The following is a 22,507-nucleotide window of genomic DNA, read 5'->3' on the forward strand; positions in this document are numbered from 1 at the left end:
AAAATGAAGTGAGAAGGTCAGTTTAAGGCTGACCTTCTTATTTTATTAAATTTAAAAGGGCTGTATGAAAAAAGTAATTGTATTATTAATGATCACCGGTTTTAGTTTTGCACAACAAGTAAAACGAAAATTGGTTTGGGAAGAAACTTTCAATAAAAAAGAAATAAATGAAACTGTTTGGAATTTCGAACTTGGCGATGGCTGTCCGGATTTATGCGGTTATGGAAACAATGAAAGACAGATTTATACCAAAACAAATCACGAAATTAAAGATGGAAATTTAATTATCGAAGCCAGAAAAGAAGGCAATAAATATACCTCAACAAAAATCACCACAAAAGGTAAAAAAGAATTTAAATACGGGCGAATAGAAGCCAGAGCAAAATTACCGGTTGGTCACGGTTTATGGCCGGCATTCTGGATGCTTGGTGCAAATATTGATGCCGTAAAATGGCCCAAAACAGGCGAAATTGATATATTAGAATACATTGGGCGAGATCCGCATATGGTATATACAACCTTACATACACAGGACAGTCATGGCAATACAATCAATACAAAAAGAACCGCTTTCCCAAATATTGAAGAAGGATATCATGTATATGCAATAGAATGGACAAAAGATAAAATGGATTTTTTTGTGGATAAAACACTCGTTTACACCTTTAATCCTGAAGTTAAAAACGAAGATACATGGCCATTTGATAAACCGTTTTATATCATTGTAAATTTAGCAATAGGAGGAAATTTCGGAGGCCCTGAAGTAGATGATACCATACTTCCACAAAAGTTTTACATAGATTATGTTCGCGTATACCAATAATTATTTAAAAGAATTATAGAACAAGATATAAGAGCTTAACTATTTAATTGTAAGTATTTTATATCTTGTTTTTTAGTTAAAACTATCAGTATTTTTTCGTCATTTTTTATGAATAAATACATGTAAATAAACCACTACTGCAATAATTAACTTTTTATTGTTAAATATTCTGCATTTAGTTTGCTTTTTAAAATAATAATTTGTTAAATTTGGTCAGAATATTAACATAACCTAAAATCACAGATTCGCCTATAAAATAAAACTACTTTTAGAAAAAATTACTCCAAATTTTAAAACAGAACTAAAAAAAAGTAGTATTATGGCTGATCTGCATATTCCAGACGCTCTATTAGTGAAAAATTATGTCGATGGCAATGAAAATGCCCTTGCGACATTGATAAAGAGACATGAGTCTAAGATATATGGATTTATATATTCTAAGATTGCTGATAGAGATATTTCAAACGATATTTTTCAAGACACTTTTATTAAGGTAATTAAAACCTTAAAAAGTAATTCCTATAATGAAGAAGGTAAATTTTTACCTTGGGTAATGCGTATATCTCACAATTTAATTGTAGATCATTTTCGTAAAACCAAAAAAATGCCAATGTACAGAGAAACCGAAGAATTTTCGATTTTTTCTATAATGTCTGATGATTCATTAACTATTGAAAACAAAATGATCTTTGATCAGGTCGAAGTTGACTTAAAAAAGATCATTGAAGAACTTCCGTCAGATCAAAAAGAAGTTTTAGTAATGCGTATGTATCAGGACATGAGTTTTAAGGAAATATCTGAACTTACAGGCGTTAGCATCAATACAGCATTAGGAAGAATGCGTTATGCACTAATGAATTTAAGAAAAATAATTGACAAACATCAAATTATTTTAACCAACTAATACTATTTTGAAAAATAGCTCGTTATACTATTATAAAACATTTTTGATAGTATGGCGAAAATTTACTCTAAAAAGGCATTAGCTTCTAAAGATTTAAAACCTAAAAAAGAAGTTGTTTCTTTTTTACTAAATTATTCACAAGCGTTAACGATTGTGAAAATTGACGAAAAAAGTTTTGAAATTATAGCTAATTAAACAGCCCACTACATTTGTCGGATGTTTATTTCGAAAGAAAAACCAATGGTCGTTTTGGTTGAAAGCTCACTATTTGTATGCAAATACAGGTAGTGAGTTTTTTTTATAATACTTTTTTACACCTTTCCGTAATATTATAGGATTAATACAAAACTTGTAGAGAAACACAAATAAATGCAAAGCTTTGTGTTGATCTGGCTGAGGCGAACTTTGTGTTTTTCAGCTTGTAGTAAAATTAAATCTTAGTGCACTTTGTGGTTAAATTTATTGATCTTCACAGGTTTTTTGTTAATATACAATATGTTGTTATTCAGCTAATTTTATAGATTTACTCAGTAGAATGCAGTGCTTTTTCTAATTATTACAATAGTGTTTTTGTTAAAATTTCATCTTTTACGTGATTTTTGTTTATTTATTCAATAATTAGTTTTATTTTGGTTAAAAAGTAATTTTTTATTCAACGAAATTACTATATAAAGAAGATTTCTGTATTAAAAAACTTTCAATTAGTTGAAATACATAAAGATAAGTAATATTAATAATTAAATGTTTAACCAAAAGTCAATTAATTTATGAAGAAAAACTACCCTAAATTTATTTTGTTTATTGTTTGTTTTAATGTTTTCTAAAACATATTAAAACAGAGGTTGATTTTCGCCAATATATTTCTATTTGCGCACCCAATCTTTTTCTTTTTAACCATAAGAATATATTTAACAACCAAACTAAACCAAAATGAAAAATCACCTAAAAATAGTATCATTCCTGTTATTGCTAAATATGAGTGCATTTGCTCAAAAAGAAGAGCTAAAAGAAGCGCAAAATAACTATGCAAAAGGAAAAAATCAGGAAGCACTAGCAATTTTGAAAAAAATTGAATACCAAATTATAAATGCACCTGATGATGTAAAAACCGAATATTTTTTTACAAAAGGAAATGTTTGTAAAGATTTAGCAGCTAAAAATACCGATGCTGCGGCAAATTTCTCCCTTGCGGCCAGCGCTTATCAAGATGTACTTTTGTATGAAAATGAATCCCGTGTTTATAAATTTGCCTTCAAAGCGAGTTCGTCATTAAAAGAGATGAAATCAAAATTAGTAGATGGAGCATACAACGATTACAAAGCAGGGAAATTCAAAGAAAGTTCAGATAAGAGTTATGAAGTTTACTTGTTTGACAAGAAAGACACTTTAAATCTTTATAACGCTGCATCTTCATCATTATCAGCTAAAGATTATCCTTCATCAATCAAATATTTTGAGCAGCTTAAAAAAATAAATTATACTGGAAAAGGAATGATTTTTTATGCTACAAACAAAAAAACAAAAGAAGAAGAATCTTTTACTTCCATTAGTGCCAGAGAAATAAGTGTTAAGGAAGGATTGTATGAAAAGCCAAGAAACTTTTTTCCGCCTTCAAAAAAAGAAGAAATATTAACTTCATTAGGATATGCTTATTTAGAGAGCAATGATTATTGCAGTGCAGAAAAATATTATGAAGAAGGATTACAAACAAACGAAAAATGTATGGATTGTTACATCAATCTCGTATACGTTAAAATAGAACAAAAAAAGCAAATAGTAGATAAAATGGCAGCTTTAGGCAACAGTCCGGCCGAAATGAAGCAATATGATGTATTAGACGCTCAAAAAGACGAAGTTGTAAAAAGTGCAATTCCATATCTTAAAAAAGCACTAATAATAGAGCCAAAAAACGAAAGTGCGGCCAAATCACTATTAGGAATATACAGATCGCTTAATATGACAAATGAATACAATGCCTTGAAAAGCAGTATGTAAAATCAGTACTTAAAGGAAACAATAGAACAAAGCTGCTAAATTTTCTTTTTAGCAGCTTCTTCTATTAAAGATCTTTTTCCAACTGTTCTAGTTATTATATCCTTCTCTAAATTCCAGCCTCTTGCAGGCGAATATTCACGTCCGTACCAGATAATTTGTAAATGTAAATCATTCCATATCTCTCTTGGAAACAATCTTTTAGCATCTTTTTCAGTCTGCACCACATTCTTGCCATTCGAAAGATTCCATCTGTGCATCAATCTGTGAATATGAGTATCAACAGGAAAAGCAGGAACGCCAAAAGCCTGTGACATCACTACGCTCGCTGTTTTATGACCAACAGCCGGCAAAGACTCAAGAGCTTCAAAACTTTGCGGCACTTTCCCATCGTATTTATCAATTAAAATATGAGACAAACCATAAATTCCTTTTGATTTCATAGGCGATAAACCACAAGGACGAATAATTTCCTTGATCTCCTCAACAGACATTTTAATCATATCATACGGATTATCAGCCTTTGCAAAAAGCAACGGCGTTATTTGGTTCACGCGCACATCTGTACATTGCGCCGAAAGCAAAACTGCGATTAACAAAGTATATGGGTCTTTATGATCTAATGGAACAGGTATAGTAGGGTAGAGTTCTTTTAACGTATTTATAACAAATTGTACGCGAGCTTCTTTATTCATTTCCGTATTTTTAGAGTCGTAAAAATAGCATTATTTTAATTGTAAATGGTGAATTGTAAAATTTTGAATGGTTAATGAGTGCAACAATCCAAGAAGTCTAATAATCTAAAAATCCAAAATAAATGACAACATTAAAAGCAGGCGATAAAGCCCCAAATTTCTCAGGCGTAGATCAGGACGGAAAAGCACATACATTGGCAGATTACGCTGGGAAAAAATTAGTAGTTTTCTTTTATCCAAAAGCCAGTACGCCAGGTTGTACAGCAGAAGCTTGTGATTTAAGAGACAATTTTGAGCGTTTTAAAGCAAATAATTATGAACTTCTTGGCGTAAGCGCTGATAGTCAGAAAGCACAGTTGAAATTCAAAGACAAATACGAATTGCCTTTTCCATTATTAGCAGATGAAGATAAATCGGTAATAAATGCATTTGGAATTTGGGGACCTAAAAAATTCATGGGAAAAGAATATGACGGAATTCACAGAACCACTTTCGTAATTGATGAAAACGGAATTATCGATGAGGTAATTTCACAAGTAAAAACCAAAGAACACGCAGCGCAGATTTTGAAATAAATCTTTTGTTTAAAGAGTTTCTTGTTTCAGGTTTTCTTTGTTTCAGGTTTCAAAACTTGAAATTTAATTGGTCATATTTTTGTCAAAGTTTATCGCCCAGACAGAAATATTATTTTGCAAAAAAGCCTATTCACTTCAATTGTGTCATTTTGACGAAGGATAAATCACATCTAGTATTCGGCAAAGATTGGCGAAATTAGTTGCGGAGTTTCCTGTGTGATTTCTCCTTCGTCGAAATGAAAAATTTGGAGAAAACCTGAAACCTGAAGCAAAAAAACATGAAACAAAAAAAAAGTCCCAAATGGGACTTTTTTTAATTAATTATTTTGTTCAAATTCTATTTGAGGATGATACCCAAAAAGATGATGTTCTTTTATAATTTCAGCAACTCCTGACGGAAGCATCGGCTCCCAGCCAGATTTTCCTTGGCTGATCATTTTTAAGACTTCACGAGAGAATACATTTAATATTTCCGGATTATAATCTACAATATCTACCACTTTTCCGTTGAATTTAAAGAATTTGTATAACTCTTTCATTCTTGGATGTACCTTTAAATTATCAGATGTAATGATTTCTCCATTATCGCCCAACATTGGATATAAAAATACCTTCATATCGCGGTAAAATAACTTTCCGAAAGCTTCAAGGATTCCACCACTTAAATGACGGTAATATTTCTCATCAAAAATATCAATTAAATTATTTACACCCATTGCTAATCCCATACGGGCTTTAGTATAATTGGCAAAATATTCAACCACTTTATAATATTCCTGAAAGTTCGAAATCATAACTGTTTGACCTAAAGAACAAAGTAATTCGGCTCTGTCCATAAAATCACGTTCATCAATTTCACCATCAGAACGTAAATTCGAAAGTGTAATTTCAAAAACTACCAACGTATTTTCTTTTTCAACCTTGTTTTCTTCAAGAAACATTTTCAATGATTTCTCATACATATCAAGGTTTACATTTGTAACGGGACGAAAACTTCCTCTAAAAGCAAGAAGATTTTTTTTGTATAAAATAGCAGCCGGTAAAACATTTTTCCCTTCAGGGTTAAACATCACCGCATCCGTCATTCCGTTTTTAACCAGTTGCAAACTCATTAAACGATTATCAACATCAGCAAAACGAGGTCCTGAGAAGTTTATAGTATCAATTTCGAGTTGGTCTTTGTCTAAATGATCGTATAAATAACGAAGTAATCGTTTAGGATCATTGTATTTGTAAAAAGCACCGTAAATTAAGTTTACACCTAAAATCCCCAGTGTTTCTTGTTGAAGTCTTGCATCAGTTTCTTTAAAACGAATGTGTAGAATAATTTCGTTATAAGCTTCGTCAGGTTCAATTTGGTATCGAATTCCAACCCAGCCGTGACCTTTAAATTGTTTGGCAAAATCTATTGTGGCAACAGTGTTGGCGTAACTGAAAAAAAGTTTTGTAGGATGTTTTTCTCTGCTTAAACGCTCTTCAATAATCTGACCTTCAAGAGTCAGCATTTTTTTTAATCGTTCTTCGGTTACGTAGCGCCCATCATTTTCAATTCCGTAAACGGCATCACTAAAATCTTTGTCATAGGCAGACATTGCTTTTGCAATAGTTCCCGATGAACCTCCGGATCTGAAAAAATGCCTGACAGTTTCTTGTCCAGCCCCAATTTCAGCAAATGTTCCGTAAATATTCTCGTTTAAATTAATGCGTAACGCTTTGTCTTTTATAGAAGGAATCTGTTCGATGACCTTGTCACCTTTGAGTTTTATTTCTGTACCCATTTTATTTTAAATAGATTTGTTACAAAGTTAGCAAATTAGGGTTCTAATGAAAGAGAAATAATCCTATTTTTGTAAAAAAAATAAGTTCAATTGAAGGTACATTTTTTAGGCACCGGTACATCTCAAGGTATTCCGATTATCGGAGTCGATCATCCTGTTTGTAAAAGCACTGATCCTAAGGATAAAAGGCTCCGCGTATCCATCTGGATTACATGGAACGAGCATTCTTATGTAATCGATTGCGGACCTGATTTCAGGCAGCAAATGCTTTCTTGCGGATGCAATCATCTTGATGCAATCCTGTTTACACACGAACATGCAGATCATACGGCAGGTTTAGACGACATTCGTCCGTTTAATTTCAGGCAGGGAGAAATTCCTGTTTATGCACATCAGCGAGTAATTGATAATTTAAAACGTCGTTTTGATTACGTTTTTGAAACCGTAAACAAATATCCCGGCGCTCCAAGCGTCAAAACAATCGAGGTGGTGAACAACGAACCTTTTAAGGTTGGAGATAAAACGGCAATTCCCGTAAATGTCATGCATGGCGATTTACAGGTTTTTGGTTATCGTATTGATGATTTTGCTTATTTAACCGATGTTAAGACTATTCATGAAACCGAAGTTGAAAAACTAAAAAACCTTAAGGTTTTAGTAGTAAATGCTTTGCGTGTAGAACCGCATGATACACATTTTAATTTGCAGGAAGCACTGGATTTTATAAATTTGGTGAAGCCCGAAGTGGCTTACTTAACGCACATTAGCCACGTTTTAGGCTTTCACGAAGAAGTACAAAAACAGCTGCCGGAAAATGTTTTTCTTGCTTACGACAATTTACAAATTACAATTTAATTATACCACAAAATGAAAAAATCCTTAATGCTTTATCTATTTATCCTTGCGATATTAATGAATGTTTTTACTTATATGTTTTACAGCAGAGAAGTGAAATTTGGGCAAGAAAGATATGATAAAACCACTAAGAAGCTAAGAGACAGTATTAATACAGTAACAACAAAATTAGCTGACGCTGATTATTTTTCCTTAGAACACAACGAAAATGCACAGAATTACTTTGATAACAGCGCAACTGGAGGAAAGGTAATTCTATATGAAAAATTGATTCCGGTTGTAACAGAGAAGTTATTGGATTTAAATGCAAACCCAAAAGGGAATCCCTATACAGGACAAGATAAAATAGGGCCAAATAAATTTATAATCAATAAAGTTAAGATTTTAAACCACAGATGGATCATCGCAGATTATAGCAACGGAGAAATATGGGGAGAAGTATTATTGAAATATTTTGTTGCTGATGATGAAAGTATAAGTTTTGAAGTAATTCAAACCTGGCTATATCAAAAATAGAAAGAATAATCCTATATTTGTAGAATTAAATTATAGGATTATGAAAAAAATATTTTTATTTTCAATTATTATTGGTCTTTTATTCTCTTGCGCTAAGAAAGTTTCGGAAGAGAATAAAACCCCAAAATCACCAGAAGCAAAACGAGTTGTAGTTGGTGGAGATTCAGACGCTCACGGATGCAAAGCTTCGGCAGGTTATACTTGGTCAGGTCTTAAAAAAGAATGTGTCCGACTTTTTGAAGTGGGTACAAAATTAGCTCATGCTGAAGACGGAAAAACTTATTCAACAGTAGCGTATGTTATTTTTGATGGAAATAAAGCTGAACTTTTTCTCGATACTCAAAAAGAACCAATCCTTTTAGAAAAAAAATCCGAAGGTGATTCCTGGATAAAAGGCGATCTTCAATTAATTCCCTGGAAAGGTTATGTATTGAAAAAAGGAGGTAAAATTATTTATATAGGACAGTAATAGTTTACAGTTTCAGTCGCAGTTTTTCAGTTTGAAACTGCGGCTTTTGTTTTTATTATCTTTGTATTATTGATTATTAAAAAAATCCTTCATCATTTTTGAACTTTCCTCAGGATTTCTTATTGAAACAAAATCACCATTTTCATCTATTGTAAAATGTCCTTTAAAAGCTTCGGGCATTGCATTATACTGTTCATTGACTTGCTTCAAAGTTTCTTTAAAACAATTGTAATTATATTTTTCCACTAAATAAGGCAAAGAGTTTTGTCCTCTTAAAAGTTCGTATTCCTGATAATTATAAGGTGTTGTTTCTTGTCTTTTTGATAATGTCTGATCGAATTTCTGCAATAGTTTTTCTATTTCTTTTTCGCTTACAAATTTAGAAAGTCCACGAAGAGCGTAGATTTTCATGTCCAGATATCTTTCTTTTCTGTACGCCTTATTAAAGAAATCTTCTAATTCAGGAAATTCAAAATCATATAATAACCGTAATATTTTATTCCTGATGTCAAGTTGTTTTGTGCCCGAATAAATTCTTGTTAAGTGAACCAAGTTATCCTTATCAATGAATTTTTTATCTAAAGAAAATAACGCATTTCTAAAGTTGACATTTGATTCCTTTATTTTCTCTTCAGTTAATATAGCTGGGAAATTACTCATTATTAGATTTTAGTATTTCTAATGATACATAAACTGTAAATTAGAACTTATTTAATAATTATTACTGCGAGCCATTTCATCAAGAAAATCATCTCTCTCTGAAACAATTCCTAAATATTTATGATATCTTAATCCTGAAGTCGAGGCTTGTGCATTTTTATCTGCTAATTCAGCATATTTATTTGCAATTTCAGTTTTAGAATTATACTTATTAATTATTGAAAGTATTGAAAAAACTTTATATTTTTCAAGAGGGAATAATAAGTGAGATACATTTTGTTCAAGTATCTCTTCAACAATTGTATATAAATTCTTAAATTGATTTTTGATAATCAATTCAGAATATTTTAAATAAGCATCAGTTTTGACACTTATATAAATTTTTTCCAAATCAATTGCGTGTTTATAACATTCGATTGATTTTTCAATGTCATTTTCTAATAAATAAATATCTCCAAAAATGCTAAAAATAGTACTTTTATAAAAAATATCTTCTGGATAATCAGTTAATATTTTCTGCAGTAAGACTTTTGCAATATTTAGAAGATAAATTTCCTTAGTATCAACTAATTCAATTGCTTGGATCTTTAAATATTGGGCACGACCACTTTTTCTTGCACGTCCAAGTTTGGCAAAGAATTCTTCTTCATCAATTTTTGTCCATGATTTTCTTCTGTACCATTCTATAGCCATATTGATAAGTTTTTATATTCTTAAGAATGAAGTTTTATATAAAATAAAAAACTACTCCACCAGCCAATTCTTAAAATCGAAGAAATTTTGCGGGGCAACTCCATGACCAACAGGATATTCTTTATAAGTAACCGGAATATTTAATTTCTCCAGAATTGCAGGAGTTTTTCTCGCCCAATCAATCGGTATTACCTGATCTACAGTTCCATGTGAAGCGAATATTTTTAGGTTTTTAAAGTCGTTTTGTTCAAAACCTTCTTTGATAATTTCGTCGTTAAAATAACCACTCATTGCCACAACTCGCTGAATTTTTTCAGGATATGAAAGTGCCACTGCATAACTCAAAATAGAACCTTGGCTAAAGCCGACTAAAGTTATATTATTAGCATCAATAGGATAATTTGCTACTAATTCGTCTACAAAAGCTGCAATTGCATCACGTGAAATCTTTGCCTGTTCGTTATCTGAAAATTTATTCTGATCAGCATCAAAATTAATTGCGTACCAGGCATATGCACCATATTGTAAATCATAAGGAGCACGAGCAGAAATAATATAATAATTATCAGGCAGTTCAGTAGCAAACGAAAATAAATCAGCTTCGTTACTTCCATATCCGTGTAGTAAAAGTAAAACAGGATTTTTATCTAAGATAACTTTTGGTTCTTGTATTTTATATTCTAAGGATAGATTCATTTTTTAATTGTGAATTGTAAGTTGTGAATTGTAAATTTTCAACTTTGAGATTATTATAATAAAAAATCTGTTTTTATCTGCGTTTTTGCTTGCAAATCCGCGTCATCTGTGTGCTAAAATTATACGCTGATAAAACAGCTTCGCAAGCGAAAACACGGATTTAACGGATTACTTTTTTTTGGAATTTGGAATTTTAAAATTTGAATTTTAGTTTCAATTGTAATTTAAATTTACCCAATCGATTTAAACCATTTTTGAAATAAATTTCCAACTAACGGAATCGGTCTTGTCTGCCCTTGAATAGCACTAAAAATGCCGTACGTCCATAATATAAAAATACAAATCCACATTGGGAAAGTAATCATAAAGCTGTCAAAATTGCTTATTATCGCTCCAAAAGAGATAAAAGTAAGCGATAATCCTAAAGCCTGACGGATATGAAATGAGGCAAAACTATTTTTATTTTCAGAGTTCATAGACATCGCGATCAAAACACCAATAATTAAAATATAACTGGTAATGGCGATTGATTTTCCCTCTTCGATTGAATTATTCATTGTAATTATTTAGTGATAACAAGTTGATTTTGATTTAAAATTCCATAAACAGAACCTTTTATTTCTGTTCCTAAAAAAGCAGAATTTTTAGATTTTGAAAGAATATTTGCTTTCGTAAAAACAGATTTTCCTTCCGGATTAAAGAATGTGAAATTAGCTTTTGAACCTTCGGCAATTGAATTATTCTCAATTCCGAATATAGCTTTTCCTGAAGTTAGTTTTTCGATTATCGTTTCAATAGGCAAAACAGTTTGTAAAGCTCCAAATGCACTTTCAAGGCCAATAGTTCCGTTTTTAGCTGTATCAAATTCCATTTTCTTGAATTCAATATCAATTGGGTTGTGATCTGAGGTAATTAAATCAATAGTTCCATCAGTAACTCCGTTTAATAAAGCCTGTCTGTCAGTTTCAGTTCTTAATGGAGGCGTAACTTTAAAACGGGTATCAAAAGCTTCTAATTTTTCATCGGTTAAAACCAAATGATGTACAGCGACACTACAAGTTATCTGTAATCCTTTTGCTTTAGCTTCTCTTATTAACTCAACCGATTTTGCGGTAGAAATTGTTGGAATGTGAAGTTTTCCTCCCGTATATTCTAATAAAAATAAGTTTCTTGATATTTGTAATTCTTCGGCTAAATTTGGGATTCCTTTTAAACCTAATTTCGTAGAAACGATTCCTTCATTTGCAACACCATTTCCTTTAATATTGGGATCTTGTGAATAGGTGATAACTAATCCATCAAAATCCTGAACATATTGCAGCGCGATTTTCAATAGATTAGCGTTGTCGATACTTTTGTTGTAGTCTCCAAAAGCAACCGCTCCAGACTTTTTCATATCAAATAATTCTGCCATATCTTTTCCTTCGCTTGCTTTGGTTAAAGCTCCAATAGGGAAAAGTTCCGTGGCAAAACCATTCGCTTTATTTTTGACAAAATTTACCTGCGACTGATTGTCGATAACAGGGAAGGAGTTGGGTTGTAAAGCAATTGCCGTAAAACCACTTTTTGCAGCAACATTCAATCCGTTTGCAATGGTTTCTCTGTCTTCGTAGCCTGGTTCTCCAAAGGAAACGCTGCTGTCAAACCAACCTTGCGAAAGGTATAAATTGTCTAATTTTACTTCGGTTGTATCCTCGATATCAAGAATCGAAGTTCCTATTTTTTCTATAATACCATCTGCAATTAAAAGATCAACGGTCTGATTATGAAACGGACTTTTTGAATCGATAATTTTGGCGCTTCTGATGATTATTTTCATGTTTTTCAACTATTAATTTGTGATCGATTTTTTAAGTATTTTTCTTATTTCACTTGGAATTTCATCAGATTCTATTTCAACATGGTAACCATGAAATTGATTTTGAGGTGTATCATTTTCATATTTGAAAATAATTACCATTTTTTTTGATTTGTCATAACCAAAAAGTTCTTTTGAATTGACGCCAATTGCTGTTTTTAATATTTCGGCAGCATTTTTTTTATCACCATAAAAAGGGCTTATTAACTCTCCTCTTCTCCTAATTGGTCTTGGAATATTATGCTTCGGTATAGTTTGAAAATTTCTCGCTGGAATACGATTTTCACAAAAATAAGCAATTAATTCACTATCATTATGTAATATTTTAAAATCTTTCTCTGTGGTATTTAAAAGTATATCTATTTTATTTTTAATAGCAATAGCTTGATGATTTAAAAATGCAAAATTTTGACTAATATTATTATGTTTTCTTTGCGCTACCTCACAAAAAGTATTATCGGTTATTAAAGAACTAAAAATAGAATAATTATTTTCGTTTGAATTATTGCAATCTTCTCTCCAGTCAAAAAAATCAGAAAAAAGAATTTGTAAGGTTCTTAGTGTAGGTTGAGGATAGGAATCTTCTAAGGTTTTAATTTGACTTACTAATTCAAGTAATGATTTTTTGTCATAAAAGCCATCATATTTTTCATGATTAATAGACTTTTTGTAGAGATCTAAATTTCGTAAATAATCGCGAATAGAATTTTCTTCTATAAGTACATCAATGCTATTAATCCAATTAAAAGACGGATTTTTTTCAGGTAATAATATAAAAATATTAACTTTACTCATGCTTACAATCCCATTAATGTATTCATATCTAGATCCAATTGATCAAAAAAACCTTTTGGTGGTCTCTGAATTTTACCACCTTTAAGGACTGGTAGATGAATTGCTTTTGTGGCGTGTTTTTTTTCGTCTCTATCAAAATAATACACTGAACTATCTTCATTTGAAATAATATTATTTTTTGTAGCTACTAAAAGGCCGTTTATGATATGATCACTATGGGTTTCTATAATAAATTGTACGCCATTTTTGGCAGATTTACAAATTAACTCCATTAATTTTGCTTGAGCACCTGGATGAATGTGAGCTTCTGGGTTCTCAATAATTATGATGCTTCCTTCTGGTGCATGTAATGAAGCAACGATAATTGGTAAAACGTAAGAAATACCAAAACCTATATTTTTTGCTTTAAAATCAAGTGTCGGAACTTGTCCTTCTCCTCTGTCAAAACTATAATTAATTTTGTAATTTAGTCCAGAAGGTTTTATATTTATATTGATGTTAGGGCTTATTTCTCTCATCCATTGTTTTACTTGATATACAAGAGTTGCATCGTCTTCAATGTTCTTTTTTAGAGATTCATTAACAAATGTTTTTCCGAAAAAATCCAAATAATGAACTACAAATTCACATCTACCTTCATTTTTTGAAATTTGATTTTCATGTTCTACGGCAGAAGTATTTTTTATATAATCATCTGTTGGTCCATTTCTAAAAGCACTTATGTATTGAAAGTTATTATTAAATAGATTAATCGAACTATAGTCATTGGGTAATATAGAATCTTTTAAAGTGCTTAAAAAAGTATCATTTATGTTTGTTGGATTCGCTGAAAATTTCCAAACAAAATTATCTTGTTTGTAATTTATTGAAAATTTAATATAGTCTTCCTCAGCTGATTGATATACAGCATCTTCAACAACCCCAATTTTACATAATTCATCATTTAATTCTAAACCTTTATTTAATTTATTGGATTGGCGTAATAATAACAATGCTTGTATAACCGATGATTTTCCCATACCATTCAAACCGGTAAAAATATTTATTTTCGAGAGATTTAATTCAGTATTTGAATGTGATTTGAAGTTCTCTATGTAAAGAGTATTAATCATTTTTTTATAATGTTTTGAATAATTAATTTTATTTTATCAAATCGATATTTAACTTTTTCTTTATTCCCAGTTGCAGTTGTAACAGATTGGGAAAAAGAATTATCACTATTTAACTCCTTGATTAATGTAGTTCTAAAGAGGCTTTTTTTTATTAATAACTCATTCCTTTCGATGTCATTTAGTAATGCAAAATTAACACTTAAAGTATCATAAATAGCTTTAGATATAGGTTTTCTCTTGTCATTTTTATTATATCGTTTTCTAAAAGCATCATCTCCAAAAATTTTGAAAGCTAAAGTCATTGATTTTTTGAAGTTCTCTTTTAATTCAAATTTTTCATCCTCTTCTAAAAATTTTAAAGCAGCCATTCCATCGTTAAGAAATTCATCTAAATTACCTTTATATTTTTCGGTATATCCCAATAAATAAAAAGCAATGAATCGATTTATAAAATCCCTGTCTTCTTGTCTTTTAAAAGGTATTTTATAATCAGTAGCTCTTTTAAATTCGATTAATTCTGCTAATTCCTTTATGAATTTTGCAGGAATTCCTTGATTCAGAGCATGTCGCATTTCTTGTGGAGTAAGAATGATACCAGCAGTGTTTACTTTTTTAAAAATCAAAAACTTTACGTTTTCTGGGGTTTGTTTATTAATAACATAAAGATTGACTTTGAAACCACTTATTTTTCTCTTGTCTTCTCTAGATAAATCAGCATATTTATTTCCGTCGTATTTTTTTAGAAACTCTAATCCTTGTAGTGTTAATGTTTCATCAACAATGAAAGATTTAAAAGTAGAAAGACGTTGCAATCCGTCAACCACTTCCCATTTTCCAGAATCTTCTTCACTAAAATAAAAAGACGGAAGAGGTAGTCCTAAAAGGATAGATTCAATTAATTGACTTTTTTTGGAGTCAGACCATAAATCTCCTAATCGTTGAAATTCAGGATCTAAACGAATTTCGTTATGTTGTAAATTTTCTATAATAGAACCCAAATTCACATTTTGGTGATCAATACTTATTTTACTAGGATCGTAAGGTTCTAAAGAAACTTCATTCCCCAAATCTTCTTTTTCAATATCTGAAATTCCATTGTTTAAAGATTGTTCGCTAGAATCTGTATTGTTCTCATTCATCGTTGAAATAGGTTACGTTATTTATTGGGATAGCAATATAAATAAGCTCTTAAGTTTACTTTATAAATTTGATAATTGCCATTTCCAATGCTAAAAATATCAGTGCAAAGATAACAAACCATTTCCAAATTTGGCTGTCAGTTCGCTCAGCTTGTAGCGTGTTAAAAATGGTCGAAATCGTATCAGCAGTTTTAAAATCTGAAATTACGTTGGTGTTGATTTGACTCAAATCGCTTTCACTTCTTTTGTAATTAAAACTCAGGTTTTCAATCCATTCTTTTTTATCAACTACACTATAATTTCCGGCTGTTTGAGGGAAATCATTAAAGGTTAGTTTTACTTTATTATTTAATATTTGCTGAATCGGAATAAATGAATCTTCATTTCCTTTTACTTCTAAAATAGCATCTTTAGTTAATAAAACATCTACGAAATAAGGTTGATTATTTCCAATAGTTAAAGCATTAACTCCAGTTTTCTGATTGTTTTGCCCCATTTTATAAAACAATGGCACAATCAACGGTGATTGCTGAAAGTTTGAATTGATGGTATTGATTGGTGCCGAAAAAACAGTAATTCCCGAAACCGGGTTTTGAATTGCCGTTACAAACACACTTTGATCTTCATAAGATAAAACTGCCGGATAAGGGCTTGAAATATTAAATGAATTATTCGTTTTTGGATATTGAAAATTCGTGATTTTATTCTCAAAAACTCCCGAAAATAAAGGATGATCAAAATTGATTTTGGTAATTAACTTACTTTTATTTTCAAGATTTTTAAATTGAATTTTTCCGAAATTCCCCAGAAAAGTATTCAGATTTGAAATAGAACTTTTTTCAGAAGGAATCACAACTAAATTTCCACCTTTAGAAACAAATGCTTTTAAAGTAGTTTGCAATGCTTGCGGAACTTCAATTAATTCATTTAAAATAATAGTGTTTTGTTTTTCTAAACTATTATAATCTAAATTGGTAATAGAATAATTATTGTAATTAAACTCAGCAGAAGTATAAATTCTGGATAAGAAATTGCTTTTTTCCGGTTCTCCAATACTTATAATATTCGTTTTTTTAGTTTTTGAAATGCTAAAATAAAGCTTGTTATCGTACGTTAGACCATTATCTTCAATTGTTACATATCCGTGAAAAGCTTCTTTAGGAATTGTAAAATTGACTTTCTTTTTCTTTGCATCAAAATTGATAATTGTTTTGGCAATTAGTTTGTTTTGATTGTACAAAGCGATTGATACAGGTTTGAAATCTTCTCCGTAAGCAGATAAATTAACGCTTATTTCGTAGAAGTTTTCTAAAGTCTGATTAATGAAAACGCTGTCAATTGCGATATTGTTTTTTTGTTCAGCTTCTGGAATAATGAAATATGGTTTTTCTTCAGGATCAATATTTTTTACATCTTTTTCGGATAAACCAACAGCATCCGTAATAATAACAATGTCTCTTTTATGTGCTGATTTATGTGCTTTTATCTTCGCGATAATCGATGGAAGTTCAAAAGGTGTTGCGCTGTAATTTAAATTTTGTAAAGCGCTTTTAGATGATTTTATATCGGTATTCCAATAATTTTCTGTGTTGGTTAACAATGAAAACTGAGCTGTTTCAGGAGTATTTTCCAGTAGTTCCTGAACCGCACGTTTTAGTAATTCGCCTTTTTTTCCTTTGGCTTGCATGCTAAATGAATTGTCGAGAATAATATACATTTCATTTGATGCGTTTTTGCTGTCTTTTGCTTCAAAAAATGGTTGGGCAAAAGCCAAAATAATACAAGTCAATAATAATAAACGAGTAGCCAGTAAAAGTCTTTTTTTGATTTTTGAACTTTTTCTGGTTTGAACAGAAAGTTCTTTTAAAAATTTAACGTTAGTAAAATAAGAGATTTTAAAACGTCGTAATTGAAATAAGTGAACCAAAATAGGAACAATCAATAAAAACAGAAAGTATAGAATTTCGGGATGTTTAAAATGCATTCTGGCTTAAATTTATTTCACTACGTTTTGTAGATGCTGGTCAAAAATACAAATTTTTAATCAAACCATATAGGGAATATTGTTAAACCATATAAGTGATATTAGAGATTATAAGTAAGCCTTATTTATAGGAAAAGTAAAATGATTTTACATTAGACTTGAAAATATTATTCAAATGACTTTGAGATTATAATAAGACTTTTTAAAAAATATTTAAATGAACTTATATCACTTATATGGTTTAAAAAATTATGATACATAGTTTGAAAAATGTAACTTTTGACAATTCATTTGTAACAAAAAATAAGTTTGCGAAAGATATTATTGAGTATTTTAGCATATTCAAAACCAATCCAAAAACTATGAAAAGATTATATATTCTGCTTTTTACAATTTTATCTTTTATGACTTCAAATGCTCAAAATAAATTTAACTTATTAGTGGGAACATATACTAATACTTGCGATAGTAAAGGGATATATGTTTATGAATTTAATGCTGTTTCCGGTGATTTTAAATTAAAAAATTCAACCGAAAAATCAGTAAGTCCAAGTTATTTATCAATTTCTGCAAATAATAAATTTCTTTATGCAGTAAACGAAAACGGAACAGAAAGTGCTGTAAGTGCCTTTACATATGATGCGCCAACGGGTAAACTTAAACTACTGAATACAAACGCTTCATTGGGAGCAGATCCTTGTCATTTAATAAATGATGATAAAAACGTTATTGTTGCGAATTATTCCGGTGGAAGTATAGCTGTATTCAAGAAAAATGCGGACGGAAGTATAACCGAAGGACAGCAATTAATTCAACATGAAGGAAAGGGACCAAATGCAGCGCGTCAGGAAAAAGCACACGTTCATATGGTCGCTTTTTCTCCGGATAAAAAATTCGTTTTATCGAATGATTTAGGTGAAGATAAAATTTATATTTATAAATACAATCCAGGTTCCAGCCATGAAATCCTTACTTTAAAAGGAACAGTTGATGTGAAAAAAGGAAGCGGACCAAGACATTTAACGTTTAGTAAAGATGGCAAGTTCGTGTATTTAGTTCAGGAATTAGATGCTACTTTGACAACCTTAAGTTATGATAAAGCCGGAAGTTTAAAAGTGCTTGCAGAAACAAGTATTCTTGCAAAAGATTTTAAAGGCGGAACAGGAGCAGCAGCAATTAAAATTTCGCCTGACGGAAAATTTTTATATGTAACAGATCGTGTTGATGCTAACAATATTTCGGTTTATCAAATCCAGAAAGACGGGAAAATTAAATTTGTAGAACAGGAAAGTACTTTAGGAAAAGGTCCGAGAGATTTCGCTATTGATCCTACAGGTAATTACCTTTTGGTTGGTCACCAATATACAAACGATATCATTATTTTCAAAAGAGATAAAGCAACCGGAAAGCTTACAAAAACAGGTAAGAAAATTGAATTGTGTTCACCGGTTGGACTTGTTTTTACGAAGATAAAGTAAGAAGGTTCAAAGGAACAGAGGTTCAAAGCGACAAAGGTTTAAAGAAAAGCTCAAAATAGTAAAAGTTAATTTTACTATTTTGAGCTTTTCTTTATTTTTTACTTTGAACCTCTATTCCTTTGAGCCTTTGTTCCTTAAAAAAAAACAACTATTTATTCTTATCTTTTCTCTTCTTATCTCTCGTTTTTAACATGTTACGATTGACAGATCCGTGAGTTTTCTTTTTCGTTTTAGAAGGTCCACCAAGGTTGACTTTTTTGTTCTTTTTGTCTTTATCATGAAAAGCACCATCACCTTTTAATGTTTGTTTTTTCATTAAAAACTTAATCGGTTGTTTGTCTTTTTCAGGTTCTATTAATTTTAGCGAAATTTCAACTTCTTCAGGAAACTCTGCAATAGCAAGTTCCTGGTTCATTAATACCTCCACTTCCACTTTAAATTCTTCTTCACGAGGCGTGATAAAACTAATTGCAGTTCCGGTTGCATCTGCACGACCTGTACGACCAATTCTGTGCATGTATAACTCAGGAAATTCCGGAAGCTCAAAGTTAATAACGTGAGAGATATTCGAGATATCTAAACCTCTCGCCATAATATCAGTTGTGATTAATCCGCGTAGATTTCCTTCCTGGAATTCAGCCATTGTGCTCAAACGGTAATTTTGAGATTTATTGGAGTGAATTACTCCAAACTGACCTTCAAAATCTTCTTCAATTCTGGTATGAAGCATGTCTGAAATCTTTTTATTATTCACAAAAACCAAAACACGTTCCATGCTTTCGTTTGTTTCTAATAAATGTTTTAACAGATTTACTTTTGTATTAAAGTTGGGAACATTATATGTGATTTGCGTAATGTTTTCAAGCGGAGTTCCTGAAGCTGCAAGTGTAACTTCTTCCGGAAAATCAAAAAAGTCATTCAAAACAGCATCAACTTCGTCAGTCATGGTTGCAGAGAATAAAATGTTTTGACGTTTGGTTTTCATCATCGCCAAAAGTGCTGTCAATTGTGTACGGAAACCAAGATTCAGCATTTCATCAAACTCATCAATAACTAATTTTTGAGTTTCATCAAAACGAATAACGGCATCAAGCGCTAAATCCATTGTACGACCTGGCGTTCCAACTAAAATGTCAACACCTTCGTAAACAGCTTTTTTTTGTGTATTGATATTTACTCCACCAAAAATACCAAGCGTACTAACCGACATGTATTTGGTTAATTTTTCTACTTCTTCAACAACCTGAACAACTAATTCACGTGTTGGAACCAGAATTACGATCTTAGGCGTATTGGTTGGTGTAAATTTGTATAATTTTAAAAGAGGCAATAAGTAAGCAAATGTTTTACCGGTACCGGTTTGCGCAATTCCCATCATATCGCGCCCAGACATAATCACGGCAAAGGATTTTTCCTGAATAGGAGTAGGCGTAACAAAGCCTAATTCGTCGATTGCTTTTTGTACTGATTTTGGAAGATTGAATTTTTCGAAAGTGCTCATTTACATTAAATTTTGTGCAAATGTACGTTAAATTCGTGGTTTTTTGTTAGATTTTTATTATTGATACAGCTTGTCACCCTGAGCAGAGTTGAAGTGCGCGCCAATTGGAATTTTTTGAGCACAAATATTACAAATCAATTTTAAACACAAATTTCACTAATTGCCACTAATTAGTTTGTGAAATTAATTGCACAAACCAAGTTAACTATCGAAATTTGTGCAAATTCGTGAAATTTGTGTTTGTAAACTTGGAAGGCTTCGACTCCGCTCAGCCTGACATATAGTGTGCTTCTAAGCTTAAAACCCTTCAAAAACACCTAATCCAAAAAGTGCAAAATCATATTTTACCGGATCCTGAGGATCCATTTCTCTCAATTTAAGATCAAGTTCAGCCAATGCTTTTCCGTCGTTTTGTTTTCGGGTAAGGATTTCTAATTTTCGTGCAACATTACCGGAATGTACATCAAGTGGGCAAGATAAGGCTGAAGGAGAAATGCTTTTCCAAATTCCTAAATCGACACCTTTTGTGTCTTGTCGAACCATCCAGCGCAAATACATGTTGATTCTTTTTGCTGCCGAATTATTCAGAGGATCTGAAATATGTTTTTGAGTTCGGGGTAAATGATCGATTTCGAAAAATATTTTTTTGAACTCGTGAATGCTTTTTTGCAAACTGTCTTTTTCCTGATATTTTGCAAAAACGGTTTCCAGTCCGCCGTGATTTTTATAGATGTGCTGCAATCCTTTTATGAAACTGCCAAAATCTTTTCCGTTAAAAGTACGGTGAACAAAATTTTCCAGTCGGGATAAATCATCATCAGAATGTGACATGACAAAATCGTAAGGCGTATTGCCCATTAATTCCATCATTTGATGCGAATTTTTGATGATCATTTTACGATTTCCCCAAGCAATTGTTGCGCTTAAAAAACCTGCGATTTCAATGTCTTCTTTTTGAGAAAATAAATGCGGAATCTGCACAGGATCACTTTCTATGAAATCCTGATTATTATATTGAATGACTTTTTCGTCGAGAAATTCTTTGAGTTCTTTTTTGTTCATAATTTAATGAAGGGTAATTGTTATCATAAAGCCCTAGCCCTGATAGAAGTGAAAATCCTTTTGTGTAATGAAATGGAACAAAAGATTGGAACGGATAGCAGGAAACAGCTTTTAATTACTAATTAATCCATCGACCATTACTAACTTTCTGTCAGCCATATTTGCCAATTCTTCATTATGAGTTACAATCACAAAAGTCTGTCCGAATTCGTCACGAAGCTGGAAGAATAATTGGTGCAAATTTTCGGCAGAATGTGTGTCCAGGTTTCCTGAAGGTTCATCTGCAAAAATAACATCGGGTTTGTTGATTAATGCTCGTGCAACCGCAACACGTTGTTGTTCTCCTCCCGAAAGTTCGTTTGGTTTATGATGGATTCTATGTGATAATCCCAGAAAAGTCAATAGTTTTTTTGCTTCAGCCTCTGTTTCTGATGGTTTTTTACCGGCAATATAAGCGGGAATACAAACGTTTTCAAGAGCTGTAAATTCAGGTAAAAGTTGGTGAAACTGAAAGATGAAACCTAAATTTAAGTTTCTGAATTTTGATAATGCCTTATCGTTAAAACCTAAAATATTTTCCCCATTAATGGTCAATGAAGTTTCGGTTTCTGATTTTGAAGGTTTATCAAGGGTTCCTAAAATTTGTAATAAAGTAGTTTTTCCGGCACCTGAAGCACCAACAATCGAAACAATTTCTCCTTTTTTAATATGTAAATCAACTCCTTTTAAAACCTCAAGCTGATCGTAGAATTTATGTATATTTTTTGCGTGTATCATTTGAAACTGTTTTTACAAAGAAACAAAGATTCTGCCGATATAAAAATGTGTTGTAACAGAATTTTAAGAAGAAATAAAAAGCAATTGCAATTGAAGTTTTCGCCCACGGATTGGACGGATTAAACTGATTATCGCGGGTTTTATA

General features: G+C 31.3%; 23 protein-coding genes. 9 read left to right on the forward strand and 14 right to left on the reverse strand.

The window, feature by feature from the left end:
- Positions 1-64 precede the first annotated feature (64 nt).
- The 4 genes from KHA90_RS08720 (at position 65) to KHA90_RS08735 (ending at position 3,722) form a co-directional block, all read left to right on the forward strand.
- Entirely contained in the window at positions 65-823 is a 759-nt protein-coding gene (locus KHA90_RS08720; protein ID WP_213297951.1) for a glycoside hydrolase family 16 protein, read from the forward strand.
- A 319-nt stretch (positions 824-1,142) separates the two neighbouring features.
- Positions 1,143-1,727, forward strand: a complete 585-nt coding sequence (locus KHA90_RS08725) for an RNA polymerase sigma factor (protein ID WP_213297954.1) — start codon at positions 1,143-1,145, stop codon at positions 1,725-1,727.
- Between the two features lie 51 nt (positions 1,728-1,778).
- The gene (locus KHA90_RS08730; RefSeq protein ID WP_213297957.1) at positions 1,779-1,922 is read left to right on the forward strand and encodes a hypothetical protein; all 144 of its coding nucleotides are present in this window, start codon (positions 1,779-1,781) and stop codon (positions 1,920-1,922) included.
- Between the two features lie 735 nt (positions 1,923-2,657).
- Positions 2,658-3,722 (forward strand): hypothetical protein, encoded by a 1,065-nt coding sequence (locus tag KHA90_RS08735; protein ID WP_213297960.1) that lies wholly within the window; start codon positions 2,658-2,660, stop codon positions 3,720-3,722.
- 35 nt (positions 3,723-3,757) lie between these two features.
- On the opposite strand, the gene KHA90_RS08740 is transcribed toward KHA90_RS08735, so the two are convergent.
- The gene (locus KHA90_RS08740; RefSeq protein ID WP_213297963.1) at positions 3,758-4,414 is read right to left on the reverse strand and encodes an endonuclease III domain-containing protein; all 657 of its coding nucleotides are present in this window, start codon (positions 4,412-4,414) and stop codon (positions 3,758-3,760) included.
- Between the two features lie 122 nt (positions 4,415-4,536).
- Here KHA90_RS08740 and bcp point away from each other — a divergent pair, with 122 nt between their 5' ends.
- Positions 4,537-4,989, forward strand: a complete 453-nt coding sequence (gene bcp, locus KHA90_RS08745; RefSeq protein WP_213297966.1) for a thioredoxin-dependent thiol peroxidase — start codon at positions 4,537-4,539, stop codon at positions 4,987-4,989.
- A gap of 317 nt (positions 4,990-5,306) precedes the next feature.
- Here bcp and KHA90_RS08750 read toward each other — a convergent pair whose 3' ends face one another.
- Positions 5,307-6,767 (reverse strand): TonB-dependent receptor, encoded by a 1,461-nt coding sequence (locus KHA90_RS08750; RefSeq protein ID WP_213297969.1) that lies wholly within the window; start codon positions 6,765-6,767, stop codon positions 5,307-5,309.
- Between the two features lie 90 nt (positions 6,768-6,857).
- On the opposite strand from KHA90_RS08750, the gene KHA90_RS08755 reads away from it, so the two are divergent.
- Genes KHA90_RS08755 through KHA90_RS08765 form a run of 3 tightly spaced genes read left to right on the forward strand, consistent with a single transcriptional unit; the run spans position 6,858 to position 8,607 of the window.
- Positions 6,858-7,622 carry an MBL fold metallo-hydrolase gene (locus tag KHA90_RS08755; protein ID WP_213297972.1) on the forward strand — a complete coding sequence of 255 codons (765 nt, stop codon included), beginning with the start codon at positions 6,858-6,860 and terminating at the stop codon, positions 7,620-7,622.
- Positions 7,623-7,634: 12 nt separating this feature from the next.
- On the forward strand, positions 7,635-8,138 hold the full coding sequence (locus tag KHA90_RS08760) for a hypothetical protein (RefSeq protein WP_213297975.1): 504 nt from the start codon (positions 7,635-7,637) through the stop codon (positions 8,136-8,138).
- A 40-nt stretch (positions 8,139-8,178) separates the two neighbouring features.
- Positions 8,179-8,607, forward strand: a complete 429-nt coding sequence (locus KHA90_RS08765; protein WP_213297978.1) for a hypothetical protein — start codon at positions 8,179-8,181, stop codon at positions 8,605-8,607.
- Between the two features lie 66 nt (positions 8,608-8,673).
- Here the strand turns inward: KHA90_RS08765 and KHA90_RS08770 are convergent, their stop codons facing one another.
- From KHA90_RS08770 to KHA90_RS08810, 9 genes are all read right to left on the reverse strand, one after another.
- Positions 8,674-9,267: a hypothetical protein gene (locus KHA90_RS08770; RefSeq protein ID WP_213297981.1), complete on the reverse strand. Its 594-nt coding sequence runs from the start codon at positions 9,265-9,267 to the stop codon at positions 8,674-8,676.
- A gap of 51 nt (positions 9,268-9,318) precedes the next feature.
- Positions 9,319-9,960 carry a hypothetical protein gene (locus KHA90_RS08775; RefSeq protein ID WP_213297984.1) on the reverse strand — a complete coding sequence of 214 codons (642 nt, stop codon included), beginning with the start codon at positions 9,958-9,960 and terminating at the stop codon, positions 9,319-9,321.
- 51 nt (positions 9,961-10,011) lie between these two features.
- The gene (locus KHA90_RS08780; protein WP_213297987.1) at positions 10,012-10,656 is read right to left on the reverse strand and encodes an alpha/beta hydrolase; all 645 of its coding nucleotides are present in this window, start codon (positions 10,654-10,656) and stop codon (positions 10,012-10,014) included.
- Positions 10,657-10,886: 230 nt separating this feature from the next.
- A complete protein-coding gene (locus tag KHA90_RS08785) occupies positions 10,887-11,213 on the reverse strand; it encodes a hypothetical protein (protein WP_213297990.1) in 327 nt (108 codons plus the stop codon).
- A gap of 5 nt (positions 11,214-11,218) precedes the next feature.
- Complete coding sequence (locus tag KHA90_RS08790) at positions 11,219-12,475, reverse strand: dihydroorotase (RefSeq protein ID WP_213297993.1); 1,257 nt, start codon at positions 12,473-12,475, stop codon at positions 11,219-11,221.
- Positions 12,476-12,487: 12 nt separating this feature from the next.
- Positions 12,488-13,309 carry a hypothetical protein gene (locus KHA90_RS08795; RefSeq protein WP_213297995.1) on the reverse strand — a complete coding sequence of 274 codons (822 nt, stop codon included), beginning with the start codon at positions 13,307-13,309 and terminating at the stop codon, positions 12,488-12,490.
- A 2-nt stretch (positions 13,310-13,311) separates the two neighbouring features.
- The gene (locus KHA90_RS08800) at positions 13,312-14,421 is read right to left on the reverse strand and encodes an AAA family ATPase (RefSeq protein WP_213297998.1); all 1,110 of its coding nucleotides are present in this window, start codon (positions 14,419-14,421) and stop codon (positions 13,312-13,314) included.
- Positions 14,418-15,488, reverse strand: coding sequence for a DUF262 domain-containing protein (locus tag KHA90_RS08805; RefSeq protein WP_213298002.1), 1,071 nt, complete (start codon positions 15,486-15,488; stop codon positions 14,418-14,420). The genes KHA90_RS08800 and KHA90_RS08805 overlap by 4 nt, the downstream gene beginning before the upstream one ends.
- 127 nt (positions 15,489-15,615) lie before the next feature.
- Positions 15,616-17,544, reverse strand: coding sequence for a BatA domain-containing protein (locus KHA90_RS08810; RefSeq protein ID WP_213298005.1), 1,929 nt, complete (start codon positions 17,542-17,544; stop codon positions 15,616-15,618).
- Between the two features lie 362 nt (positions 17,545-17,906).
- Between KHA90_RS08810 and KHA90_RS08815 the strand changes: the two genes are divergently transcribed.
- Entirely contained in the window at positions 17,907-19,022 is a 1,116-nt protein-coding gene (locus tag KHA90_RS08815) for a lactonase family protein (RefSeq protein WP_213298008.1), read from the forward strand.
- Positions 19,023-19,170: 148 nt separating this feature from the next.
- Here the strand turns inward: KHA90_RS08815 and KHA90_RS08820 are convergent, their stop codons facing one another.
- From KHA90_RS08820 to KHA90_RS08830, 3 genes are all read right to left on the reverse strand, one after another.
- A complete protein-coding gene (locus KHA90_RS08820; RefSeq protein WP_213298011.1) occupies positions 19,171-20,523 on the reverse strand; it encodes a DEAD/DEAH box helicase in 1,353 nt (450 codons plus the stop codon).
- Positions 20,524-20,820: 297 nt separating this feature from the next.
- Positions 20,821-21,585 (reverse strand): TIGR02757 family protein, encoded by a 765-nt coding sequence (locus KHA90_RS08825; protein WP_213298014.1) that lies wholly within the window; start codon positions 21,583-21,585, stop codon positions 20,821-20,823.
- 111 nt (positions 21,586-21,696) lie between these two features.
- The gene (locus KHA90_RS08830) at positions 21,697-22,362 is read right to left on the reverse strand and encodes an ABC transporter ATP-binding protein (RefSeq protein ID WP_213298017.1); all 666 of its coding nucleotides are present in this window, start codon (positions 22,360-22,362) and stop codon (positions 21,697-21,699) included.
- Positions 22,363-22,507 lie beyond the last annotated feature (145 nt).

The organism is Flavobacterium psychroterrae (genome assembly GCF_018380615.1).
GTDB classification, from domain to species: Bacteria; Bacteroidota; Bacteroidia; order Flavobacteriales; family Flavobacteriaceae; genus Flavobacterium; species Flavobacterium psychroterrae.